17 protein-coding genes are annotated in these 21250 nt (G+C 69.0%); 12 read left to right on the top strand and 5 right to left on the bottom strand.

What is annotated here, in order from left to right:
* Nucleotides 1-5 precede the first annotated feature (5 nt).
* Nucleotides 6-518, top strand: a complete 513-nt coding sequence (locus tag L324_RS14825) for a hypothetical protein (protein WP_152546858.1) — start codon at nt 6-8, stop codon at nt 516-518.
* Nucleotides 519-591: 73 nt separating this feature from the next.
* On the opposite strand, the gene L324_RS42370 is transcribed toward L324_RS14825, so the two are convergent.
* A complete protein-coding gene (locus L324_RS42370; RefSeq protein WP_152546857.1) occupies nt 592-1089 on the bottom strand; it encodes a hypothetical protein in 498 nt (165 codons plus the stop codon).
* Nucleotides 1090-1188: 99 nt separating this feature from the next.
* On the bottom strand, nt 1189-1833 hold the full coding sequence (locus L324_RS14815) for an HAD family hydrolase (protein WP_037307479.1): 645 nt from the start codon (nt 1831-1833) through the stop codon (nt 1189-1191).
* 81 nt (nt 1834-1914) lie between these two features.
* Between L324_RS14815 and L324_RS14810 the strand changes: the two genes are divergently transcribed.
* From L324_RS14810 to L324_RS14770, 9 genes are all read left to right on the top strand, one after another.
* On the top strand, nt 1915-2373 hold the full coding sequence (locus tag L324_RS14810) for a MarR family winged helix-turn-helix transcriptional regulator (protein WP_037307476.1): 459 nt from the start codon (nt 1915-1917) through the stop codon (nt 2371-2373).
* Nucleotides 2363-3580 carry an MFS transporter gene (locus L324_RS14805; RefSeq protein WP_037307473.1) on the top strand — a complete coding sequence of 406 codons (1218 nt, stop codon included), beginning with the start codon at nt 2363-2365 and terminating at the stop codon, nt 3578-3580. The genes L324_RS14810 and L324_RS14805 overlap by 11 nt, the downstream gene beginning before the upstream one ends.
* Before the next feature lie 98 nt (nt 3581-3678).
* The gene (locus tag L324_RS14800) at nt 3679-5733 is read left to right on the top strand and encodes a PhoX family protein (RefSeq protein ID WP_037307471.1); all 2055 of its coding nucleotides are present in this window, start codon (nt 3679-3681) and stop codon (nt 5731-5733) included.
* A gap of 179 nt (nt 5734-5912) precedes the next feature.
* Entirely contained in the window at nt 5913-8015 is a 2103-nt protein-coding gene (locus L324_RS14795; RefSeq protein WP_037307468.1) for a PhoX family protein, read from the top strand.
* A 159-nt stretch (nt 8016-8174) separates the two neighbouring features.
* Nucleotides 8175-9809, top strand: a complete 1635-nt coding sequence (locus L324_RS14790; RefSeq protein WP_438938456.1) for a DUF7850 domain-containing protein — start codon at nt 8175-8177, stop codon at nt 9807-9809.
* Between the two features lie 39 nt (nt 9810-9848).
* Nucleotides 9849-10466, top strand: coding sequence for a class I SAM-dependent DNA methyltransferase (locus L324_RS14785; protein ID WP_037307464.1), 618 nt, complete (start codon nt 9849-9851; stop codon nt 10464-10466).
* Nucleotides 10467-10520: 54 nt separating this feature from the next.
* Nucleotides 10521-12245 (top strand): arabinofuranosyltransferase AftB family protein, encoded by a 1725-nt coding sequence (locus tag L324_RS14780; RefSeq protein WP_037307461.1) that lies wholly within the window; start codon nt 10521-10523, stop codon nt 12243-12245.
* A gap of 14 nt (nt 12246-12259) precedes the next feature.
* A complete protein-coding gene (locus tag L324_RS14775) occupies nt 12260-12946 on the top strand; it encodes an SDR family oxidoreductase (protein WP_037307459.1) in 687 nt (228 codons plus the stop codon).
* Nucleotides 12947-13086: 140 nt separating this feature from the next.
* Nucleotides 13087-13980: a trypsin-like serine peptidase gene (locus tag L324_RS14770; protein WP_051173907.1), complete on the top strand. Its 894-nt coding sequence runs from the start codon at nt 13087-13089 to the stop codon at nt 13978-13980.
* 57 nt (nt 13981-14037) lie between these two features.
* Here L324_RS14770 and L324_RS14765 read toward each other — a convergent pair whose 3' ends face one another.
* From L324_RS14765 to L324_RS14755, 3 genes are all read right to left on the bottom strand, one after another.
* A complete protein-coding gene (locus L324_RS14765; protein ID WP_037307457.1) occupies nt 14038-15345 on the bottom strand; it encodes an amidohydrolase family protein in 1308 nt (435 codons plus the stop codon).
* Between the two features lie 191 nt (nt 15346-15536).
* A complete protein-coding gene (locus L324_RS14760; protein ID WP_007032342.1) occupies nt 15537-16187 on the bottom strand; it encodes a response regulator in 651 nt (216 codons plus the stop codon).
* Complete coding sequence (locus L324_RS14755) at nt 16184-17959, bottom strand: sensor histidine kinase (RefSeq protein ID WP_037307454.1); 1776 nt, start codon at nt 17957-17959, stop codon at nt 16184-16186. The genes L324_RS14760 and L324_RS14755 overlap by 4 nt, the downstream gene beginning before the upstream one ends.
* 181 nt (nt 17960-18140) lie before the next feature.
* Here L324_RS14755 and L324_RS14750 point away from each other — a divergent pair, with 181 nt between their 5' ends.
* Together L324_RS14750 and L324_RS14745 are read left to right on the top strand one after the other, a co-directional pair.
* Entirely contained in the window at nt 18141-18836 is a 696-nt protein-coding gene (locus tag L324_RS14750) for an ABC transporter ATP-binding protein (protein WP_037307451.1), read from the top strand.
* A complete protein-coding gene (locus tag L324_RS14745; RefSeq protein ID WP_037307449.1) occupies nt 18836-21088 on the top strand; it encodes an FtsX-like permease family protein in 2253 nt (750 codons plus the stop codon). Before L324_RS14750 ends, L324_RS14745 begins: the two co-directional genes overlap by 1 nt.
* The last annotated feature ends 162 nt before the right edge of the window (nt 21089-21250 follow it).

Below are 21250 nucleotides of genomic sequence, written 5' to 3'. Positions count from 1 at the left end.
GACAGATGAACAGAATTTCAGTTAAAGCCATTCTCGCGGTGGTCGTCGCGACAACACTGTTGTCGACGGCCTGTGGGGTGGATGAACCCGAAGACGGAGGCAGCGTGGAACCAACGATCACGCTTGCGGATGCCGCTCGTAAGGTGGACGACTACGCCGAGCAAGCTCGGGCGGCGCTGAACCCGCAGGCCAAGTTCGTGAACCCGTACAAGAACTACGATTTCCCATGCTCCAACGCCGACGGTAGCCCGTCCCCGGACCGGCGGGACGCTCGCGTGAGCTACCAGCTTGAGGGTGTCACCCCGGAACAAGTACCGGCGTACTTTCAGAATATGCGATCTCTCTTGGAGAAGATCGGCTTCACCGTTACCGATGACCAGAAAGGCGAATTTCTCGGTGCGAAGAACAATGTAGACGGTTTCACGATGGGATTGCAGGCCAATAATGTCGGTGAAGTCCATCTCAAGGTTTCATCGCCCTGTGTGTGGCGCGACGGTACGCCCAAGCCGGGCAATTAGCGCGCAGGAGTATCCGCGTCGATCGCCAGAGGTGAGATCCCTACTGCCAGGTTCGGGGGACGATCCTTGGTGATCATACGCGGGGGTGGGGTGTCCGAGTGAATGGGGGATTCGTGGTTGCGCGTTGCTGTGCCTCCTGGTGAAGATACTTGTACCGCGCAGCGGCGCGTCGATCCCGCTCGATATAACGAGCGATGATCGTCCGGCATTCGATCGTGTTCGTCCATACGGGAATCGCCATGATCCCGGCCAGAACCAACCCGTAGGATTCGGCTGGCTTCGCAATGCTGATGATCAAGGCCATGATCAAGGCGAAAGAGGCGATGCAGGTCGCCTTCAGGTGCTTCTCGTCCAACGCTTCTCGATCTGCTCGACTTACACCAGGTGTGGCTGTGAGCATGACGCGAATCTGCATCATGAGCAGAAGTGGTCCTGTGGCGAGAAGGAACGCGGCGCCCGAAGCCGGTTGACTCCCGAAAAGCAAGGCTGTGTAGATGCACATGAAGGTCAAAGAGGCCGCTACGCCGCGAGCGATCGCCTGACGCGTCGAATGCGGATTCTTGCGCGGCACGCTGACTCAGTCCTCGGCTTCGGTGTCGGCTCCGCGTAGCCCTGCTCGCGGGCGGCTCGGACCAGCTCGACGGTTACAGTGGGTTCGCCATCATGCCGGTCAGGCATCGGGTAGTGACGCCAAGGCCGCAGGCAGATCGGTGATCGTCTCGACCACCGTCGTCTCCGCCAGCACCGCGGGATCCGGCGGGAAATGCGGGTTCGGCACCGCGAACACCGTCATCCCCGCGGCCAGCGCGGCGCGAAGCCCGTTCGTCGTGTCCTCCACGGCCGCGCAGTTCTTCGGCTCCGCGCCCAGCAGCTCGGCCGCCTTCAGGTACACGTCGGGCGCCGGTTTCCCCGCGCCGACCTGCTCCGACGACACCGCCGTCGGCACCGGTAGCCGCGTGATGTCCAGGAACGCCTTGATCAGCAGTGGCGGCGACGAACTCGCGATCGCCACCGGCCAGTGCTTCGCCACCTCGCGGACGACGTCCGGCCCGCCGGGGATGATCGGGGGCTTTTCCGCGTACCGGCGCGCCATGCGCTCGATCACCACCTGCGCGACGTCCGCCGGACGGAGCTGGACGCCCAGGTCGTGTGCCAGGTAGGCGGCCCATTCCGGGGTGCTCATCCCCTGCATGGCCCTGGTCGATTCGTCACGCCAGGTGCCGTGGAACTCGTACGCGACCGCCCGTCGGACCTCGTCCCACATCTTTTCCGAATCCACCAGGACACCGTCGAGATCGAAGATCACCGCTTCCACACCACAACCCTAGAACGTCGCGGGAGATCTTGTGCGGCAGATTACTTAGCCATGCTCAGTATTTTTAGTTAGCATGGCTAAGTGACCACGACCGTCGCCGGCCTCGCGCATCGGCTCCGCCCGCTGGTCTTCCGGCTGTACTACCTCGTCCGCCGGGAGACCCCGCAGGTCCAGCTCACCCTCACCCAGGGGTCGGTGCTGTCGGAGCTGCTGAACGGCGGCCCGCGCCGGATGAGCGCGCTCGCCGAGCTGGAACAGGTCCGGATGCCGACGATGACCGACGTCGTCCGCCGTCTCGAACGGCTGGGGCTGGTCAGCCGCCGTCCCGATCCCGCCGACGGCCGGGCGGTGCTCGTCGAGGTCACCGAGGTGGGGCAGCGCTTCCATCGGCGGCTGATCGTCGCCAGGGAGGAATTCCTCCGCGAACGGCTTCTCGGACTGGACGACGCCGATCGCGCCGCCATCGAAGCCGCGCTCCCCGCCCTCACCAGGTTGCTGCAGGAAGACAAGAAGGAGGAACTGATCCGCGATGGGCGCTGAGCACCACTCGAGCCTGTTGGACGCCGTCAAGGGACAGCCCAAACAGGTATGGATCACCGCGTTCGCCGCGGTCATCGCGTTCATGGGGATCGGGCTGGTCGACCCGATCCTGCTGTCGATCGCCGAAGGCCTGCACGCGACGCCGTCCGAGGTGACACTGCTGTTCTCCAGCTACCTCGGCGTCCAGGCGGTCGCCATGCTGGTGACCGGCGCGATGAGCGCCCGGTTCGGGGCCAAGCGGACTGTGGTCGTCGGGCTGACGCTGGTCGTCGTCGCCACCGCGCTGTGTGCCGCGTCCGGGTCGATCGAGCAGCTCATCGGGTTGCGCGCGATCTGGGGACTCGGCAACGCCTTCTTCATCGCGACGGCGCTTTCGGTGATCGTCGGCGCCGCGACCGGCGGCCAGGCGGGCGCGATCCTGCTGTACGAAGCCGCCCTGGGCGTCGGCCTCGCGGTCGGCCCGCTGCTGGGCGCCCTGCTGGGCAGCATCTCCTGGCGCGGCCCGTTCCTCGGTACCTCTCTCCTGATGCTGTGCGGACTCGTGCTGTGCTCGATCTTCCTGACCAGCGACGCCAAGGAGAAGCGGCCGAAGATCCGCCTGCTCGACCCGTTCCGCGCGCTGAAGCACGCCGGGCTGCTGCGTACGTCGATCGGTTCCGCGCTGTACACCGCCGCGTTCTTCGTGGTGCTGGCCTGGTCGCCGTTCGTACTGGAGTGGAGCGCGGTCGCGGTCGGACTGATCTTCTGCGGCTGGGGCCTTTCGGTCGCCGTCGCGGGCGTGGTGCTCGCGCCGAAACTCGCCGCGAAGCTCGGTGAGCGGCACGCGACCGTGGTCGCCGTCTTCGGCTACGCGGTACTGCTGCTGATCATGGCGATCCCGAGCAAGCCGGTCCTGGTGGTCGGCATCATCCTGTCGGGTCTGGTCTCGGGCCTGCTCAACACGCTCTTCACCGGGACGGCGATGTCCATCAGCGGTGCTCCGCGTCCGGTCGCGAGCGCCGGTTACAACTTCTGCCGCTGGCTCGGCGGCGCGGTCGCCGCGACCATCGTCGGTCACCTCGCCGAGTGGTTCGGGGCCAAGCAGGCGCCGTTCGTGATCGCCGCGATCCTCTGCGTGCTGGCCGGTGCCCTGCTGACGATCCGCGAGAAGTCCGCCGACCCGCACACGATCCCGGCCGAAGCCGTCCTCGTCGGCGAAGAGATGTGAATCGGAACGAAGGGTGAACACCGGACCAACGAGGGGTTTCCTCTCGTCGGTCCGGTGCCTTAGCGTCGACCTTCCGAACTGCCTGACCGGAGGTCCGCGTGAAGTTCCTTCCGTTGCTGGCCGGCCACTCACCAAGCCGCGCGTCAGTGACCTGTACCTACCGCTGTGGCGACGCGTGCTTCCACGACGCGCCGAACACCTCGGACAACCCCACCTTCGCCGACGTGCTCGGCGCGGTGAGCCGCCGCGGCGCGTTGAAGGCGACCGCCGTCGTCGCGCTGGCCGCCGGTACGCCGCTCGCGCTCGCCGGGCCCGCTTCCGCCGCGCCGGAGGCGGAACCGGCGGGACGGCGCAAGCCACCACCCGGCACCGACTACCAGCGGGTCCAGCCGAACACGCTCGACGCCGTCGTGGTGCCGGAGGGCTACGAGCAGGGCATCGTCATCCGCTGGGGTGACGCGGTGCTGCCCGGCGCGCCGGAGTTCGACTTCGACCACCAGACCGCCGAGGCGCAGGCGAAGCAGTTCGGCTACAACTGCGACTTCGCCGCGCTGCTCCCGCTGGACCATTCCGGCCTTTCCGCGCTTCTGGTCACGAATCACGAGTACACCTCCGAAGAGTTCATGTTCCGCGGCTACGACCGGAACAACCCGACCGAGGAGCAGGTCAAGATCGCCTGGGCGGCACACGGGCTGACGGTCGTGCAGGTGACGCGCGGACGCGACACCGGCCATCTGCGGCCGAAGATGTCGCGCTACAACCGGCGCATCACGCTGCACACCCCGTTCAAGGTCGCCGGCCCGGCCGCGGGCAGTGACCTGCTCAAGACCGCCGCCGACCCCACCGGCACGGTCGTGCTGGGCACGATGAACAACTGCGCCGGCGGCGTCACGCCGTGGGGCACGATCCTGTCCGGCGAGGAGAACATCAACCAGTACTTCGGGAACGCGGACACGGTGGCCGATCCGGTGAAGCGCAAGCGCTACGCGCGGTACGGCATCAAGGGCACCGCGACCACCCGGAAATGGGAGCGGTTCGACGCGCGCTGGGACATCGCCAGGGAGCCGAACGAGGCACACCGCTTCGGCTGGGTGATCGAACTGGACCCGAACGACCCGGACAGCACCCCGGTCAAGCACACGCATCTGGGCCGGTTCAAGCACGAGACGGCGAACATCCGCGTCGCCAAGGACGGCCGCGTGGTCGCCTACTCCGGCGACGACGAGCGCTTCGAGTACATCTACAAGTTCATCTCGAAGGGCCGCATGAAGCCGGGTGACAGCGCGCACGCGCGGCGGCACAACATGACCCTGCTCGACGACGGCACGCTCTACGTCGGCCGCTTCACCGGCGACAGCCCGGCCGCGGAGATCGACGGCACCGGGAAACTGCCCGGTGACGGCGAATTCGACGGCGGCGGCGAGTGGATCCCGCTGGCGTCCGGCAACAAGTCCTTTGTGGACGGAATGACCGCCGAGGAGGTCTATGTCTTCACCCGCGAGGCGGCCGACCGGGTGGGCGCCACCAAGATGGACCGTCCCGAGGACATCCAGGCGCATCCGTACACCGGCCGGATCTACTGCGCGCTGAGCAACAACGTCGAACGCGGCAACCCCGGCAAGGAAGGCGCCACCGAGCCCAACCCGCGGCTGAACAACAAGCACGGCCAGGTGCTGGAACTGGAAGAACGTCGCGGGGACGCGCTCGCGCTCACGTTCAGCTGGCGGTTGTTCCTCGTCTGCGGTGATCCGGCGTCGCCGGACACCTACTTCGCCGGCTTCCCCAAGGACCAGGTCTCGCCGATCTCCAGTCCGGACAACGTGGCCTTCGACCGGCACGGCAACCTGTGGATCTCCACCGACTCGGCGGGTGCCCTCGGCATCAACGACGGCCTCTATTCGGTGCCGCTGGAGGGCCGCAACCGCGGGGAGCTGAAGCTGTTCCTCACCGTGCCCCGCGGCGCGGAGACCTGCGGCCCGATCGTCGAGCGGAAGATTGTCACGGTCTGTGTCCAGCATCCGGGTGAAGTGGACGGCGCGAACGCCGACAAACCGGCCTCTCATTGGCCGGACGGCGGCGAAACCCAGCCCCGTCCCTCGGTCGTGGCGGTGTGGAAACCCGGCAGGCACGGCCTGGCCGACATCGGTTCTTAGTCGATAAGCAACGATCTAGCAGTACTTTTGGTCGATGGCGCGCTACCGGGTCCGGCAGCGCGCCATCGCTCGTTCGCACGCTGTTCATCTTCTGGCCAGAGCTGGATCGTTTTGGTCGCTTAACGTCACGGCGTTCCCCCGACTGGACTACGTGTACCCACCGCGACCATGGAGGCCCTGTGTCCTTCGAGCCTCAGCGGCTGCTGCCGTTGATCACCTCCCACCCCGGTGGCCGCTCCGCGGTCACCTGCGAGTACCGCTGCGGCAACGCGTGCGCCCACCCCGAGCCGAACACGTCGGACAACGAGTACTTCGGCGACGTCGTCAAGAACATGCTGTCCCGTCGTGGCGCGCTGAAGGCGAGCGCCGTGATGGCCGCGGCCGCCGGTGGTTTCGCCGCGCTGTCCGGCACGGCCGCCGCCGAGACCCCGGCTGACGTTTCCGCCGCGGCCCACGGGAAACCGGGCCGCCCCGGACGTCCGGTGCCGGGCACCGACTTCGAAGCGGTGCCGCCGAACACGCTCGACGCGGTCACCATCCCCGAGGGTTACGAGCAGCGTGTGGTCATCCGCTGGGGCGACGCCGTCGAGTGGGGCGCGCCGAAGTTCGACTTCCACAAGCAGACCGCGGCGGCGCAGGCGAAGCAGTTCGGCTACAACTGCGACTTCGTCGGCCTGATCCCGCAGGACCCGCTGGGCATCCGCAACCTCATGGTGGTGAACCACGAGTACACGACCGAGGTCCACATGTTCCCGGTCGACCAGTACGACCCGAAGAACCCGACCGAGGAGCAGGTCAAGATCGCTTGGGCCGCGCACGGCCTTTCGGTCGTCCAGGCCTTCCGTGACCCGATCGGCGGCGCCCTGCGGGTGACGCCGAGCCCGTTCAACCGCCGCATCACGCTCAACACCCCGTTCGAGGTGCGCGGCCCGGCCGCCGGTTCGAAGTACCTCAAGACCTCCGCGGACCCGACCGGCCGCAAGGTCTTCGGCACCCAGAACAACTGCGCCGGCGGCGTGACCCCTTGGGGCACCGTGCTTTCCGGTGAGGAGAACGTCAACCAGTACTTCGCCAACGCGGCCAAGGTCACCGACCCGGTCGCGGCCGCCCGCCTGAAGCGGTACGGCTTCTCCGGCACCGAAAGCACCCGCAAGTGGGAGCGGTTCGACAAGCGCTGGGACCTCGCGCAGGAGCCCAACGAGGCCAACCGGTTCGGCTGGGTCGTCGAAATCGACCCGAACGACCCGAACTCGACGCCGATCAAGCACACCGCGCTCGGCCGGTTCAAGCATGAGGCCGCGAACGTCAAGATCACCAAGGACGGCCGCGTCGCCGTCTACTCTGGCGACGACGAGCGCTTCGAGTACATCTACAAGTTCGTCTCCAAGGGCAAGTACAAGCCGGGCAAGAGCGCGCACGCGCGTCGCCACAACTCGGCGCTGCTCGACGACGGCACGCTGTACGTCGGCCGGTTCACCGGCGACAGCCCGGCCGCCGAGATCGACGGCACCGGCAAGCTCCCGGCGGACGGCGAATTCGACGGTGTCGGCGAGTGGATCCCGCTGGCCGCCGGGGACAAGTCCTTTGTGGACGGTTTCACCGCCGAAGAGGTCTACGTCTTCACCCGCGAGGCGGCGGACAAGGTCCAGCCGACCAAGATGGACCGGCCGGAGGACATCGAGCCGAACCCGGTCAACGGCCGGATCTACGCGGCGCTGACCAACAACAGCCAGCGTGGCCCCGCCGGCAAGGCGAACGTCGACGAGGCGAACCCGCGGCCGAACAACCGCAACGGGCACATCCTCGAGTGGGAAGAGAACGGCGGTGACGCCGCGTCGACGAAGTTCTCCTGGCGGCTCCTGCTCGTCTGCGGTGACCCGAAGACGGCGGACACCTACTTCGGCGGCTTCCCGAAGGACCAGGTCAGCCCGATCTCCTGCCCGGACAACGTCGCGTTCGACCGGCACGGCAACCTGTGGATCTCCACCGACGGCAACGCGCTCGGCTCGAACGACGGCCTTTTCTCGGTACCGGTCACCGGGCCGCAGCGCGGTCAGGTCAAGCAGTTCCTCACCGTGCCGAACGGCGGTGAGGCCTGCGGCCCCGTCGTGACCGATCACCTGGTGCTCGTCGCGGTCCAGCACCCCGGTGAGGACGCGCCGAACTCCGGCAGCCCGGTGTCGCACTGGCCGGACGGCGGCACGTCGCAGCCGCGGCCGTCGATCGTTTCGGTGTGGAAGAAGGGCCGCTGGGGCCAGGTCGGCCGCATCGGCGTCAAGTAGCCGCGGGGTGCCGCCGCCGTGGGAAGACGGCGGCGGCACCTCGATCACTCTCGGCGAGCCACGTTCTGCCTGATCGGGGCTAGGGTCGACACCGTTCAGCGATTACGGAACGGGAAACGGGTAACTAGCTTCAGCCCTGTGAAAAGGGCACTGGTGTTGATGACGACCGGAGCGCTCCTGCTGGGTACGGGCGCATTTCCCGCGTGGGCGCAGGCTCCGGCCGTCCCGCCGGGCTGCACCGGCGGCGTCGCGCCGAACCCGAGTGTGGAGGAAGGCAGCCCGCCCACCGGGTACACCTTCAACCCCGCCGCCCCGGTGCCCGCCGGCACGCCGCGCAGCGAACGGCCCAAGCTGTCCACCGCCGGCGGTTACCAGCAGGACGGCGGGAAGTACGCGCTGATCGCGACGCCGGACAAGATGGTCAGCACCGCCTACGCGGCGATGAAGTTCGTACCCGGCGGCGTCTACACGCTCACCGACTGGACCGGTACGAACGACGGCAACCTCCGCCGCGGGGACGCCGTCCAGGAAACGGGACTGCGGTTCTTCACCGCGGCGAACAAGGTCGTCCTGGAGAACAAGCGCAAGGTCGAGCACGCCGTCGAGGCCGACGGGAAACTCGCCCGCCAGGACTTTCCGCCGTCGACGGCCCCGCCGACGGCGACCTCGGTGAAGTTCTTCGCCGCCACCGACCGCAACTGGGTCATGTGGGACTGCGTCGTCCTGCGGGTGGCGTCGTATTCGGTGAAGGCGGAGGTGCGGGATCCGGCGAGCGGCGCCTGGGGAGCCACCGCCACCGTCGAGGCGGGCACCACCGCGAACTTCCGGTTCACGCTGACCAACGACGGCACCGACACCCTGACCGACATCAAGGTCGACGACCCGTACTGCGACGTGAAACCCGCCCCGATCGCGAGTCTCGACGGCGGCAAGTCCACGACGATCACCTGCGACCACGCGAACGTCACCGAGGCCGACAACGGCCGCGTCGGCACGGTGACCGTCTCCGGCGCGAAGTACCCGGGCGGCACGCTGCCGCAGAAGACCGCGACGACCACGCTCAAGGTCACCCCGCCGCCCGCGATCGACGAGATCGGCGAGTTCGTCTGGAACGACGTCGACCGGAACGGCCTGCAGGACGCCGGTGAACCGGGCGTCGCCGGGGTGAAGGTGACGTTGAAGGACGCTTCGGGCACGGCGCTGGGCACCCTCGCCACGGACGCCGCCGGCAAGTACCGGTTCGCCAAGCTGAAGGACGGCATCTACCAGGTCTGCTTCGACATCGGCGCGCTTCCGCCCGAGTTCGCGGGCTATACCTTCACCACGAAGGACGCGGGTGACGACGCGAAGGATTCCGACGCCGACCCGGCGAACGGCTGCACCGCGACCACCACGGTCGGCCCGCGGAAACGCCAGGATCTGACGCTCGCCGCGGGGCTCGTCGCGCCGGTGAGCAGGATGGGCGACTTCGTCTGGCTGGACAAGGACCAGGACGGTCTTCAGTCTCGTGACGAGATCGGCGTCCCGGATCTGAAGGTGACGCTGAAGGACGCCGACGGCAAGGCCGTCGCGTCGGCCGTGACCGGGCCGGACGGGCGGTACGCCTTCGAGGGCGTGCGCACGGGTTCGTACCAGGTCTGTTTCGACACCGGCTCGCGGCGGCTGACCCAGTCCGGTGCCGCGCGGTACAACGGCACCGATTCGGCGGCGGACCCCGCGACAGGCTGCACTCCGGTGACGAGGCTCGGCGCGCAGGAGGATCTGACCAGGGACGCCGGGCTGATCGAGCCGTAAGCCTCGAACTGTCGGTGGGTGCCGCTAGCGTCGCCCACCGTGACCTCACATCTCGACGCCACCCGCGAGTCCTACGACACCGTCGCCGAGGACTACGCCGTCACCGTCCGGCCGCTCTTCGACCAGGACCCGCTCGGCCGCGCGATGCTGACCGCGTTCGCCGAGCGGGTGCGCGGGCCGGTCGCCGACGTCGGCTGCGGACCGGGGCATGTCACCGCCCACCTGGCTTCGCTCGGACTTGACGTCTTCGGTGTCGACTTGTCGCCGAAAATGGTCGAACTCGCTCGTCGTCAGTACCCGGACCTGCGGTTCGACGTCGGTTCGATGACCGCGCTCGACGTCCCCGACGGCTCGCTGGGCGGTCTCGTCGCCTGGTGGTCGATCTTCCACCTGCCGCCGGAGACGCTTCCGGCGGTGTTCGCCGGGTTCCGCCGGACGCTGGTGATCGGCGGGCAGCTGCTGATCGGCTTCCACGCCGGTGACGAGCGCCTGAGTCCCGAAACGGCATACGGCCACCCGGTCAGCTACGACGCCTACCTCCTGCGGCCGGAGTGGGTCGCCGAGCTGCTCGGCCAGGCGGGATTCGAGGTCACCGCGCGGCTGACCATGGCCGGGAAGAAGCGGCCGCAAGCCTGTCTGCACGCCCGCGCGGTTTGACGCGCGGGCCGCGGACCTGATTCCCTGCGCACGCAACCGAGTCGGACGGGGGCCATGACGCAGACGAGTACGACCGCGAGCGAGAACACGCCCGCGTGGCCTACGCGTGCCTGGTTCCTCCGGCCGTCGACCTGGACGTGGTTCGGGTTCGGTCTGGTGCTGATGGTCTACGCCGACCTCGCGTGGCGCCGCCGCTGGATGAGTGACGACGGGCTCATCGTGCTGCGGACGGTCCGCCAGATCATCGCGGGCAACGGGCCGGTGTTCAACATCGGAGAGCGGGTCGAGACCAATACCAGTCCTTTGTGGACGGCGATACTGAGCGTGCTCGGCCTGCTGCCCGGCGTTCCGCTGGAGTGGATCTCCGTGGTCACCGGACTGGTCTTCTCGGTCGCCGGGCTGTTCTTCGGCTTGGACGGTGCCCGGCGGCTCTACCAACCGCTGGCGTTCCCCGGCCTCGCGCCCGCCGGTGCGCTGGTGGTCTGCGCGTTGCCACCGTTCCGCGACTTCGCGACGTCCGGGCTGGAAACGGGTCTGATCACCCTGTGGCTGGGCGGCACGTGGTGGTCGCTCGTCCGACGTACGTCCACAGTGGACGGCTTGCGGACCTGGCCGGTCGCCGTCGTCGCCGGGCTGGGGTCGCTGGTGCGACCGGATCTCGCGCTCTTCAGCGGTGTCGCTTTGGCGGCCTTGCTCTTCCTTCTGCGGCCGGGAATCCGCCGTGCGCTGGGCCTGCTGGCCGCGGCGGCCGCGCTCCCGTTGGCGTACCAGGTGTTCCGGATGGGCTACTACGGCCTGCTGACCCCGAACACCGCGCTGGTCAAGGAGGCGTCGGAGGCGAACTGGGCTCGCGGCTGGGTGTACCTCGTCGATCTCGTCCAGCCGTATTGGCTGTGGCTTCCGGTTCTGCTGCTCGCTGCCGCGGCCCTCACCGTTTCGTCCACTATGGACAGAACGTTCGTGGCACTGACGGCGGTCCCGCTCGTCGCCGCGGTGGTGCTCTCCGTGTACGTGGTCAGGGTCGGCGGCGACTTCATGCACGGGCGCATGCTGCTCCCGGCGCTGTTCTGCCTGGTACTGCCCGTGCTGGCGGTGCCGGTGACGAGGGTGACCGTGGCGTTCCTGGCCGGCGTCGGCTGCTGGGCGTTCGTGGCCGCGACGTCGCTCCGCCCGGCGCACACCGCCGCGCCGCGGGCCGTCGGCGTCACCGACGAGCGGTCGTACTGGTCGCGAGCGACAGGCTACGAACATCCGCTCCTGGCCAGAGATTACGCCGCTCATCCGGGGATGCCGCCTGCGCTGGAGGCCGTCCACGGCGTGGCGGGGCCCGCGGTGCTGATCCAGGACTACGCGACCAGGCGCTGGTACGCGTACCCGACGTACAGGCCGTACGTGACCGTCGCCGCGGACAGCATGGGCGCGCTCGGCCTGCTGATCCCGCTCGACGTGCGGCTGCGTGACGGTTACGGCCTCGCCAACCCGGTCGCCGCGCATTCGACGTCGCTCCCCGACGGCAGGCCCGGGCACCAGAAATGGCTGCCCCCGGTATGGGAACTGGCGAATTCGGCACGGCTCCCGATCATCGAGGGCGGTCCGGCCCGCGCCGGCGACGTCGCCGCCGCGCGACAGGTGCTCGACTGCCCGAAGATCGTCGAGATCGACGCGTCGGTGCGGGATCCGCTGACGCCTGGACGGTTCACGGACAACCTCATCGGGTCGTTCACGCGTGGCTCCGTGCGGTTCCCCCGGGTCGCGTCACCGCCGGTCGACTGCGGGTGACTAGCGTGACGCCCATGGCTGATCTTCCCCTCGCTCTCGTCACCGGCGCCACTCGCGGGATCGGCGCCGCGGTCGCGCGCGCCCTCGCCCCCACCCACCGCCTGCTGCTCGGTGGCCGGGACGCGGGCGCGCTCGGCGAACTCGCCGTCACGCTGCCCGACGCGCGGCCGTGGCCGATCGACCTCACCGACACCGAGACGCTGGAAGCGGCGACCGCCGAGTTCGGCGAGCTGGACGTGCTGGTGCACTCGGCCGGTGTCGCGCGGCTCGGCACGGTCGAGACCGCGGCCGACGCCGACTGGCGGGCCAACTTCGAGGTCAACGTGCTCGGGGTGGTCACGCTGACCAGGCAGCTGCTGCCCGCGTTGCGTGCCGCGAAGGGGCACGTCGTCGTGATCAACTCGGGTGCGGGGCAGAACGCGCGCCCGGGTTGGGGACCGTACGCGGCGAGCAAGTTCGCCGTCCGCGCTTTCGCCGACGCGTTGCGCGAAGAGGAGTCCACGCTGCGGGTGACGTCGATCTATCCCGGCCGCACGGACACCGAGATGCAGCAGGCGATCGTCGCCGACGAAGGACGCGCGTACGAGCCGGAACGCTTCCTGCGTCCCGAATCCGTCGCGGCCGCTGTGGTCGCCGCCGTCACCGCCACCGGCGATGCGCATCCGACGGAAGTGACCCTTCGGCCACGAGGACTGGTCTAGACGTGTCGGAAACTGTCCGCTTTCGGACATAAACCCGGTACGTACTCACGAAATCCGGGCTTCCTTTGTCATGCTGGTCGGACCGCGGCCGCGGGCTCGTTCCACCTTGGTCCCTCCCTGTGCAGACAAGGAATCCCATCGTGTACCGAACCCTGCTCGCGGTCGCCGTCGCGGCCGTCGCCACCCTGACCGTCGTCCCCGCCGCCCAGGCCGAACCGCCCATCGGCAGCGTGACGAACCACGCGTCACCAACTCAGACCGACGCCTACTGGACACCGGAACGCCTCGCCAACGTCAAACCCGCGCCCGCCCCGGCGAGAACCGGTGGCGTGTCGCGGGTCCAGAGCACCGACGGACCGCCGGTGTCGATCCCCGCGACGAAGCCGTCCGGCGACTTCTCCGCGCAAGCCAGCGTGTGGAACACGTTGGGGCGCCTGGTTTTCACGAACCCGGGTGTCGGTGACTACCTCTGCACGGCGAACGTGGTCACCAGCAACAACCGCGACGTGATCGCGACCGCGCGGCACTGCGTGATGGACATCGCCACCGGAAAGGTGTTCTCGAACTTCCGTTTCGCGCCCGGGTACAGCAACGGCAACACCCCGCACGGCTGGTGGAACTGGCGGGCTGCGGGCTGGCGGATCGACGACAAGGGACCCGGTGGCGACAACGCCTTCATCGTGCTCGCCACCGGCGGGAACAACGGCGGCCACGTGCAGGACGCCGTCGGCAGCTCCGGGCTCGGGTTCAACTGGGGACTCGCGGACCAGGCCTACGGTTTCGGCATCCCGGGCTCGACGAACACCGCCGTCTGGTGCGGCGGGAAACCGTACGACGGGCAGTCGGGCGGCGTGCAGATCCCGAACTGCGACGGGCTCAGCGGCGGTGCGAGCGGCGGCGCGTTCCTGGTGAACTTCCAGAGCGACCAGTCGGGAACGCAGACGGCCAGCTACTTCGGCAGCTGGGGCGATTCGTACTTCGCCTACTACCGGAACGCGGCTCTCGAGGTCTACAACGGCGCCACGAACCGTTAGGCTCGTGAGTGGTAATGACGGTTCTAACCGTCATTACCACTCACGACCCGTGGCTTCTCAAGAACGCAGGCGGGCGGAGGTTTCGGCGACTTCGGCCTGCACCTTCGCGCGGTCCACCCGCAGGGATTCGCCGTCGCCGACGACCTGCTCGCCGGCCACCCACACGTCACGCACCCGACGCGAGCCCGCCGCCCACACCAGATTCGAGAGCAGCTGCTCGTCCGGGACGTCCAGTCCGGCGGCGAAGGCCGGGTCGTCGAGGTCGACGTGCACCAGATCCGCCCAGCGGCCGGTCTCCAGCGCGCCGATGTCGGTCCGGCCGAGCGCGTCCGCGCCGCCGCGGGTGCCGAGCAGGAACGCGTCAGCCGCAGTCAGCACCGTCGAGTCGCCGGTCGCGAGCCGCGCGAACATCGCCGAGAGCTGCAGCTCCTCCCACAGGTCGATGTCGTCGTTCGACGCCGGGCCGTCCGTGCCCAGCCCGACGGCGACGCCCGCCTTCCGCAGCTCCGTGACCCGCGCGATGCCCGAAGCGAGCTTCGCGTTCGAGCCAGGGCAGTGCGCCATCCCGACCCCGCGCGCGGCGAACAGCGCGATGTCCTCGTCGGAAAGGTGGATGGCGTGCGCGGCCAGCGCGCGGCCCCGCAGCATCCCGACCTTCTCCAGCAGCGCGGGCACCGAGCCGTGCTCTTCGCGCTGCTTGACGTCTTCGAGTGCCGCCTCGGCCACGTGGATCTGCACCAGCGCGCCCCGCTCGGCCGCCGATTCCGCGGTCGCGCGCAGTGCTTCGGCGTTCAGCATGTACGCCGAGTGCGGCCCGTAGCCGATCTCGATCCGCTCACCGGGGCCGAACCGGAGGCCGTCGGTGTCGATCCAGCGTTCGATGCCCTGGAGCATCGCGCGCCAGTCCATCCCCGGCAGTTCCATGATCGGCGGGCCCAGGAGTACGCGGCCACCGGTGGTGAGCACCGCGTCGGCGAGCTGTTCGCCTTCGAAGTACATCTCCGCGCTGGTCGTGACGCCGTGCCGCAGCATCTCGACCGAGCCCAGCACCATGCCGGTGCGGATGTCGGCGGGCTTCAGCTTCGCCTCGGTCGGCCAGATGATCTCGGTCAGCCAGCGCAGCAGCGGCAGGTCGCCGCCCATCCCGCGCAGCAGCGTCATCGGGCTGTGCGCGTGCGCGTTGATCAGGCCGGGCAGGAGGATGCCGCTCAACCGGGTCACGGGAGCGGAGGTTTCGGGAGCCCCGGATGTGGGACCGACGTGGGCGATACGTCCCGTTTCGTCCACGTCGACCACGGCGTCACGCAGCAACGAGCAAGCGGGGTCGGCGGGAAGAACGACGGGAGCGTGGAAACGGCGTTGCATGGAAAGAGCTTAGGTCAGGCTGTGTCACTCAAAGCGCGCTGTCGGATTTCCGCAGCCGGGCCGTGGCATGCGCTGACCACTCCCGCGGTCGTATCAGCGGCCCGTCTCCGCAAATCCGAGGCCTTCGGCCCACAAGAAACGCGCGCGCGTGTCGTCACCGGAACTGCCAACTCCGGTTTGAGAGACACGCCCTAATCCACCACGCCGCTCCGCCACGCCCAGGCCGCGATCTCCACCCGGTTCCGCGCGCCGACTTTGCCCTGCACCGAGGCCAGATGCGTTTTGACCGTGGACAGCGACAGGAACAGCTCGGCACCGATCTCGGTGTTCGTCAGCCCCTTGGCGGCGGCCTTGACCACGTCCAGCTCCCGTGCGGTCAGCGGCTCCGAAGGCGGGCTGACGTCGCGTTTCACCGCCCCGCCGTCGAAATGCTTCAGCAGCCGGACGGTGATCTGCGGCGAGACCAGCGCGTCCCCGCGGGCGGCCGCGCGCACGGCCTCGATCAGCAGCGCGGGCCCGGCGTCCTTCAGCAGGAACCCGCTCGCGCCGTTCCGCAGCGCGGTGTGCACGTACTCGTCCAGATCGAACGTCGTGACCACCACGACCTTCAGTGGATCGGTGACGTCCGGCCCGGCCAGCTGCTTGGTGACCTCGAGTCCGTCGATCCCGGGCATGCGGATGTCCAGCAGGCAGACGTCCGGCCGCAGTTCGCGCGCCTTCGCGACCGCCGAGACGCCGTCCGCGACGTCGGCGACCACCTCGATGTCGTCCTGCGCGTCCAGGATCATCCGGAAGCCGATCCGCACCATGTCCTGGTCGTCGGCGATCAGTACCCGGATCACTCTTCTCCTTCAAGTGGTAGCCACGCTTCGACGCGCCAGCCGCCGCCCGGCGCGCGCCCGGCGGAGAGCCGGCCGTGCAGCAGGGCGACGCGTTCGCGCATGCCGATCAGACCGTATCCGCCCGACCCGCCCGCCGGACGGCCCTGGGGCTCGCGTCCGTCGTCGGTCACCTGGAGGTGCAGTTCCCCGTCGGAGACCTCGGCGATGACCAGCGCCTCCTTCGCGCCGGACGCGTGCTTGCCGATATTCGTCAGCGACTCCTGGACCAGCCGCAACGCCGACCGCCCCACCTCGTGCGGCACGTTCGACGGCAGTTCGAGCTTCATCGACGTCTCCACGCCGTGGTTGGACCGTTCGATCAGGGTCCGCAGGTCGGCGGCGAGATCGGTGGTGGCCTGCTCGCTGAACTCGCTGCTCCCGGCAGGCGCGTCACCGCGCATGCTCCGCACGAGCCGTCGCATCGCCGCGAGCGCCTCCACCCCGGCGTCCTCGATCCGGCCCATCGCCTCGACCGCGACCTGCGGATTCGTCTCCCCCATCATCTTCGCCGCCTGCGCCTGCACGACGATCCCGGTCACGTGGTGGGCGACGACGTCGTGCAGTTCCCGCGCGAGCGCCATCCGCTCCGACGTCTGCGCGTCGCTGATCGCCGACTGGATGACCTGCGTACGCTCCGAATCCCGCGAACGCAGCGCCAGGCCGATCGCCACCGAGATACCGAGCAGCAGCAGTCCGGCGATCGCGAATCCGGCGATGTCGTCGGGATCGGTCATCAGCCGGGGACTCGGCCGCCTGGTGTTGAGAACGCAGGCGAGCGCCACCACCCCGGTCATCCCCGCGAGCCGGGAGAGGGATTTGCCGAGCCCGATCGCGCGGACCAGCGTGACGATCGCGCCCATTCCCGCGACGACCTGCGTTCCCGGCACGCCGCCCGGCGTCGCGTATTCGTAGCCGAGCCGGAGGAACGGCGTCACCAGCGCGGAAAGCAGCATGACGGCGGTGAGCCCGATCATCGCGTCGGCCGGCCTTCGCGGCGCGGCGACCGCGATGACCGCCGCGACGATCGAGCAGACCAGGATGGGGAAGCCGTGCGCCCCGCTGGCGTAGGTGAATCCGAATTCCACGATCAGCGCGACGGACAGCATGCCGATCAGCGGCCATTGGCCCAGCACCAGCTTGTTGATCTTCTGCAGCTTCTCGTAGCTTTTCGGGTTCGCCGTGCGATCGCGTCCGGGAATCGCGAAGACCAGCGTTCCGCCGAGCAGGATCCCGCCGAACAGCATGGCCTGCGCCATGGTGCCGTTCGAGGTGCTGCCGTAGTAATAGCGGCCCGAAACCGCGGTCAGGGTCGCCATCACCAGCCCGGTGATCACGGCGAACGCGACCCCCGGCCGCGTCCGGCGCGCCGCGTAGAACAGGATCTCCACCCCGGCCACCACCTCGGTGATGGACAGGTGGGCGAGCACGCTCGAGTAGGTCGGGATGTCGAAGTACCGGACGACCAGCGTGTAGGCCACCAGCACGACCGACGCGGCGACAGCGGCCACGGCCGCCCGTTTCCGTGCCCAGAGCGCGCAGAACACCATCGCGAAGATGCCGGGGAACAGCAGAAGGTCGATGCCTCGGGGGCCCGTGTTGTCGAACGCGGCGTCGGTGATGAAGAGCAGGTCGAAGGCGAGTGCGGCCAGCAGTACGGCCGCGGGCACGCCGATCCGGCGCACGAGGGAGCCCGCGCGTGCGTAGAACTTGTTCTGGGATGGACCTGCTGTCACACCGTGACGGTAGAGGATCCGCCGCCGTCCGCACCTTGGCCGACCGGTCCGTCGTGGGTCGGCCGATCGGCCGATGCGGCGATGATCAGCACTGGCCGTCTGCCCGAAGTGGACACGAGCCCTTCGAAGCGAAGCTCTTCCCCGAAGCAGAACACCAAGTGACTGACTAGGGAGAATCACGGTGGAAGATCCACAGTGGACAGGGCAGCCGGTGCTTTCGGGCCGCGGGCTGGTGAAGCGGTACGGCACGCAGTACGCGCTGGCCGGGATCGACATCGACATCCAGGCGGGGGACGCGGTCGCCATCGTGGGGCCCTCCGGCTCGGGAAAGACCTCCCTGCTGCACGTGCTCGCCGGGATCCTCCGCGCCGACTCCGGGCAGATCTTCCTCGCCGGACAGCGGGTCGACCAGCTCAACGAGCGCAAGCGCAGCGAACTGCGGCGCACCGAGTTCGGTTTCGTGTTCCAGTCCGGCATGCTCGTCGCCGAACTGAGCGCCGAGGAGAACGTCGCGTTGCCGTCCCTGCTGAGTGGCAAGGGCCGCAAGGAATCCATCGAGGCCGGCCGTGAATGGCTGGCGAAGCTCGGTCTCGCGGGCAAGGAGAAGCGCCGCCCCGGCGAGCTGTCCGGCGGTGAGGCGCAGCGCGTCGCGATCGCACGGGCGCTGACGCACCGGCCGAAGGTGATCTTCGCCGACGAGCCGACCGGCGCACTCGACACCCGCACCGGCCGCGCCACCATGGACGCGCTGCTCTCGGCGGCCGCCGACAGTGGTGCCGCGGTGATCGTGGTGACCCACGACCGCGAACTCGCCGAGGCCATGCCGCGTACGGTCTCCATCCGCGACGGGCTGATCGCGACGAGGCTGGCTGCCTGATGAACAGTTTCCAGCTGGCCATGCGGGTGCTCCGGGTCGACCGCCGGACCCGCACGTCGGCCATCCTCACCGCGGTCGGGGTCGCCGTCGCGACCAGTCTGGTGCTCCTGCTGGCCTCCCTCCCCGGTGCCACGCAGGCCCGCTCGCAGCGGGCGATCTGGCAGGACATCCACAGCTACTACTCCAGTTCCGGCGAGGCCCAGCGCCCGGCGCCGCTGCTGATGGCGGCGAACAAGGACTACTCGGGTGACCGCGAGATCACCCGGGTCGACATCGCCCAGACCGGCACTTCGCCGATGCTCAGCCTGCCTCCGGGCATCCCGAAGCTGCCCGGCCCCGGCGAGGCGGTCGTTTCGCCCGCGCTCGGGAAGCTGATCCAGTCGACGCCGTCCGCCCAGCTCGGGGACCGGTTCGGCAAGCTCGTCGATTCGCTCGGCCCGGACTCTCTGATGTATCCGGAGCAGCTGGTCGCCATCGTCGGCCACACCCCGGAGTCGATGCCTCAGTCGGCGCAGGCGGCAGACGGCTTCCCCAACAAGGAGGCCAAGCCCGACCCGCTGCTCGAACTGCTCGCCTGGGTCGGCGTGATCGTCCTGCTCGTGCCGAGCCTGGTGCTCGTCGCGTCCTCGGCCCGGCTCACCGCGGCCCGGCGCGAGGTGCGGATGGCGGCGCTGCGACTGGCGGGCGCCACGCCGGGTCAGGTGACGAAGATCGTCGCCGGCGAGACGGCGTTGTCCGCGATCGTCGGCGCGCTCCTCGGCATCCTCGTGGCACCGGCGCTGCAGGGCCTCTCGACCTTCGTCCCGTGGGGCGGTGGCACCTGGCTCGCGTCGGACTTCAGCCTTTCGCTCGGCTCGACCATCGCGGTCGCCGTGGCGATCCCGCTGCTGGTCGTGTTCGCCGGGGTCCTCGGCATCCGCCGCGTGCTGAAGACGCCGCTGTTCGCGGCTTCGGCGCACGCTCGCAAGCCGCTGCACTGGTGGCGCCTGCTCGCGGTCCCCGTGTCCGGCGCGTTCTTCCTCTTCGCGGTCAGCCAGGAGAACGGCAACCTGGGGATGGTGATGTTCGGGCTCTTCCTGCTGGTCGCCTCGGCCGCGATCATCGGCCCGTGGGTCACCTCGGCGGTCGGCGGCACGTTCGTCCGGGTCTGGCGCAAACCGGCGTCGCTTCTGGCCGGACGCAGGCTCCGTGACGACCCGAAGAGCGCCTACCGCGCCACCGCGGGTGTCGTCCTCGCCGTCTTCACCGGCTCCATGGCGCTCACGCTGCTGCCCTCGTTCGAATCGATGGCGGGCGGCGGCCGGACCTTCAAGGACGAGGTCCTCTACGCCGATGCCGACCTGACCCAGGCACAGCAGGTGGTCGACAAGACCAACGCCACCCTCGCCCGCAACGGGATCACCGAAAAGGCCGTCGCGGTCGGCCAGGTCTACCTGGCGAGCGGTGAGATGCGGTCCGACGGCAGCCAGTCGCTGAACCGGGCCTTCGTGATGACCTGCGAAGACGCGTCCAAGCTGCTTCGGGTGAACATCGGTGGCTCGTGCCAGCCGGGACCCGCTGTCTACAGCAGCTACAAGATCGACCCGGCGCAGTTCCGGGTGACGGGGAAGTGGAACCAGGCCGGGGTGCCGTTCGCCGGGAACATCCCGGCGTACACCTTCCCCGAGTCCGAAAAGGACACTTACAGCACGATCGTCATCGATCCGGCGCTGGTGCCCGCGGGCGTCAAGCCGGAGAACCTCGACGTGGTCGTGCCGACGACGCCGTCGAACGGAGAGATCGTGCGGACGGCGCTGGTCGGCGCGGCACCCGGCCAGGAGGTCGGCAGCCGCGGCCTGCACCTGATCGGCCAGCAACAGGAACTCGGCGACCTGCGCCGGGTCACCGTGATCGGCCTGATCGCCGCAGGCGTGCTCGCCGGCTGCAGCGCGGCCGTGGCGACCGCCGGTTCGGTGATGGACCGCCGCCGCACCTTCGGGGCGCTCATCGCGGCCGGGACACCGGTCCGGGTGCTGGCGAGGGCGCTGCGGATGGAGGCGGCCCTGCCCGCGATGGTGGCCACCATCGGCGCGGGTGCGGTCGGGGTAGGCGTCGGTATGGGGCTCTACAGCATGGTCGAAAAGGACCCTGTCGTGCTGAGCCCGTGGCTGCTGGCACCCGTGGTGCTGGGAATCGGGGTGGCGTTGCTCGGGGCATCCGTCTCGACCCCGGCGCTCAAGCGGGTGCAGTCGGAGCCGCTCGCCGACGAATAGAAAGTTCGCCCGAATGGCGTCATGGCGCCCGGGCGGGCAGGTCTCGTGGGTGGAGTCGGTGGTTCCACCCACGAGCCGGGTGACCCGGTCGTCCCTCTGTCGGGGGAGGGACGAACGGGCACCGGGACGCGCAGGGGGCGTCCCGCGGGCGCGGGGTGTACA

The sequence above is a fragment of the Amycolatopsis orientalis DSM 40040 = KCTC 9412 genome (assembly GCF_000478275.1).
GTDB lineage: Bacteria > Actinomycetota > Actinomycetes > Mycobacteriales > Pseudonocardiaceae > Amycolatopsis > Amycolatopsis orientalis.
This window is presented reverse-complemented; position numbering and strand designations above follow the sequence as displayed.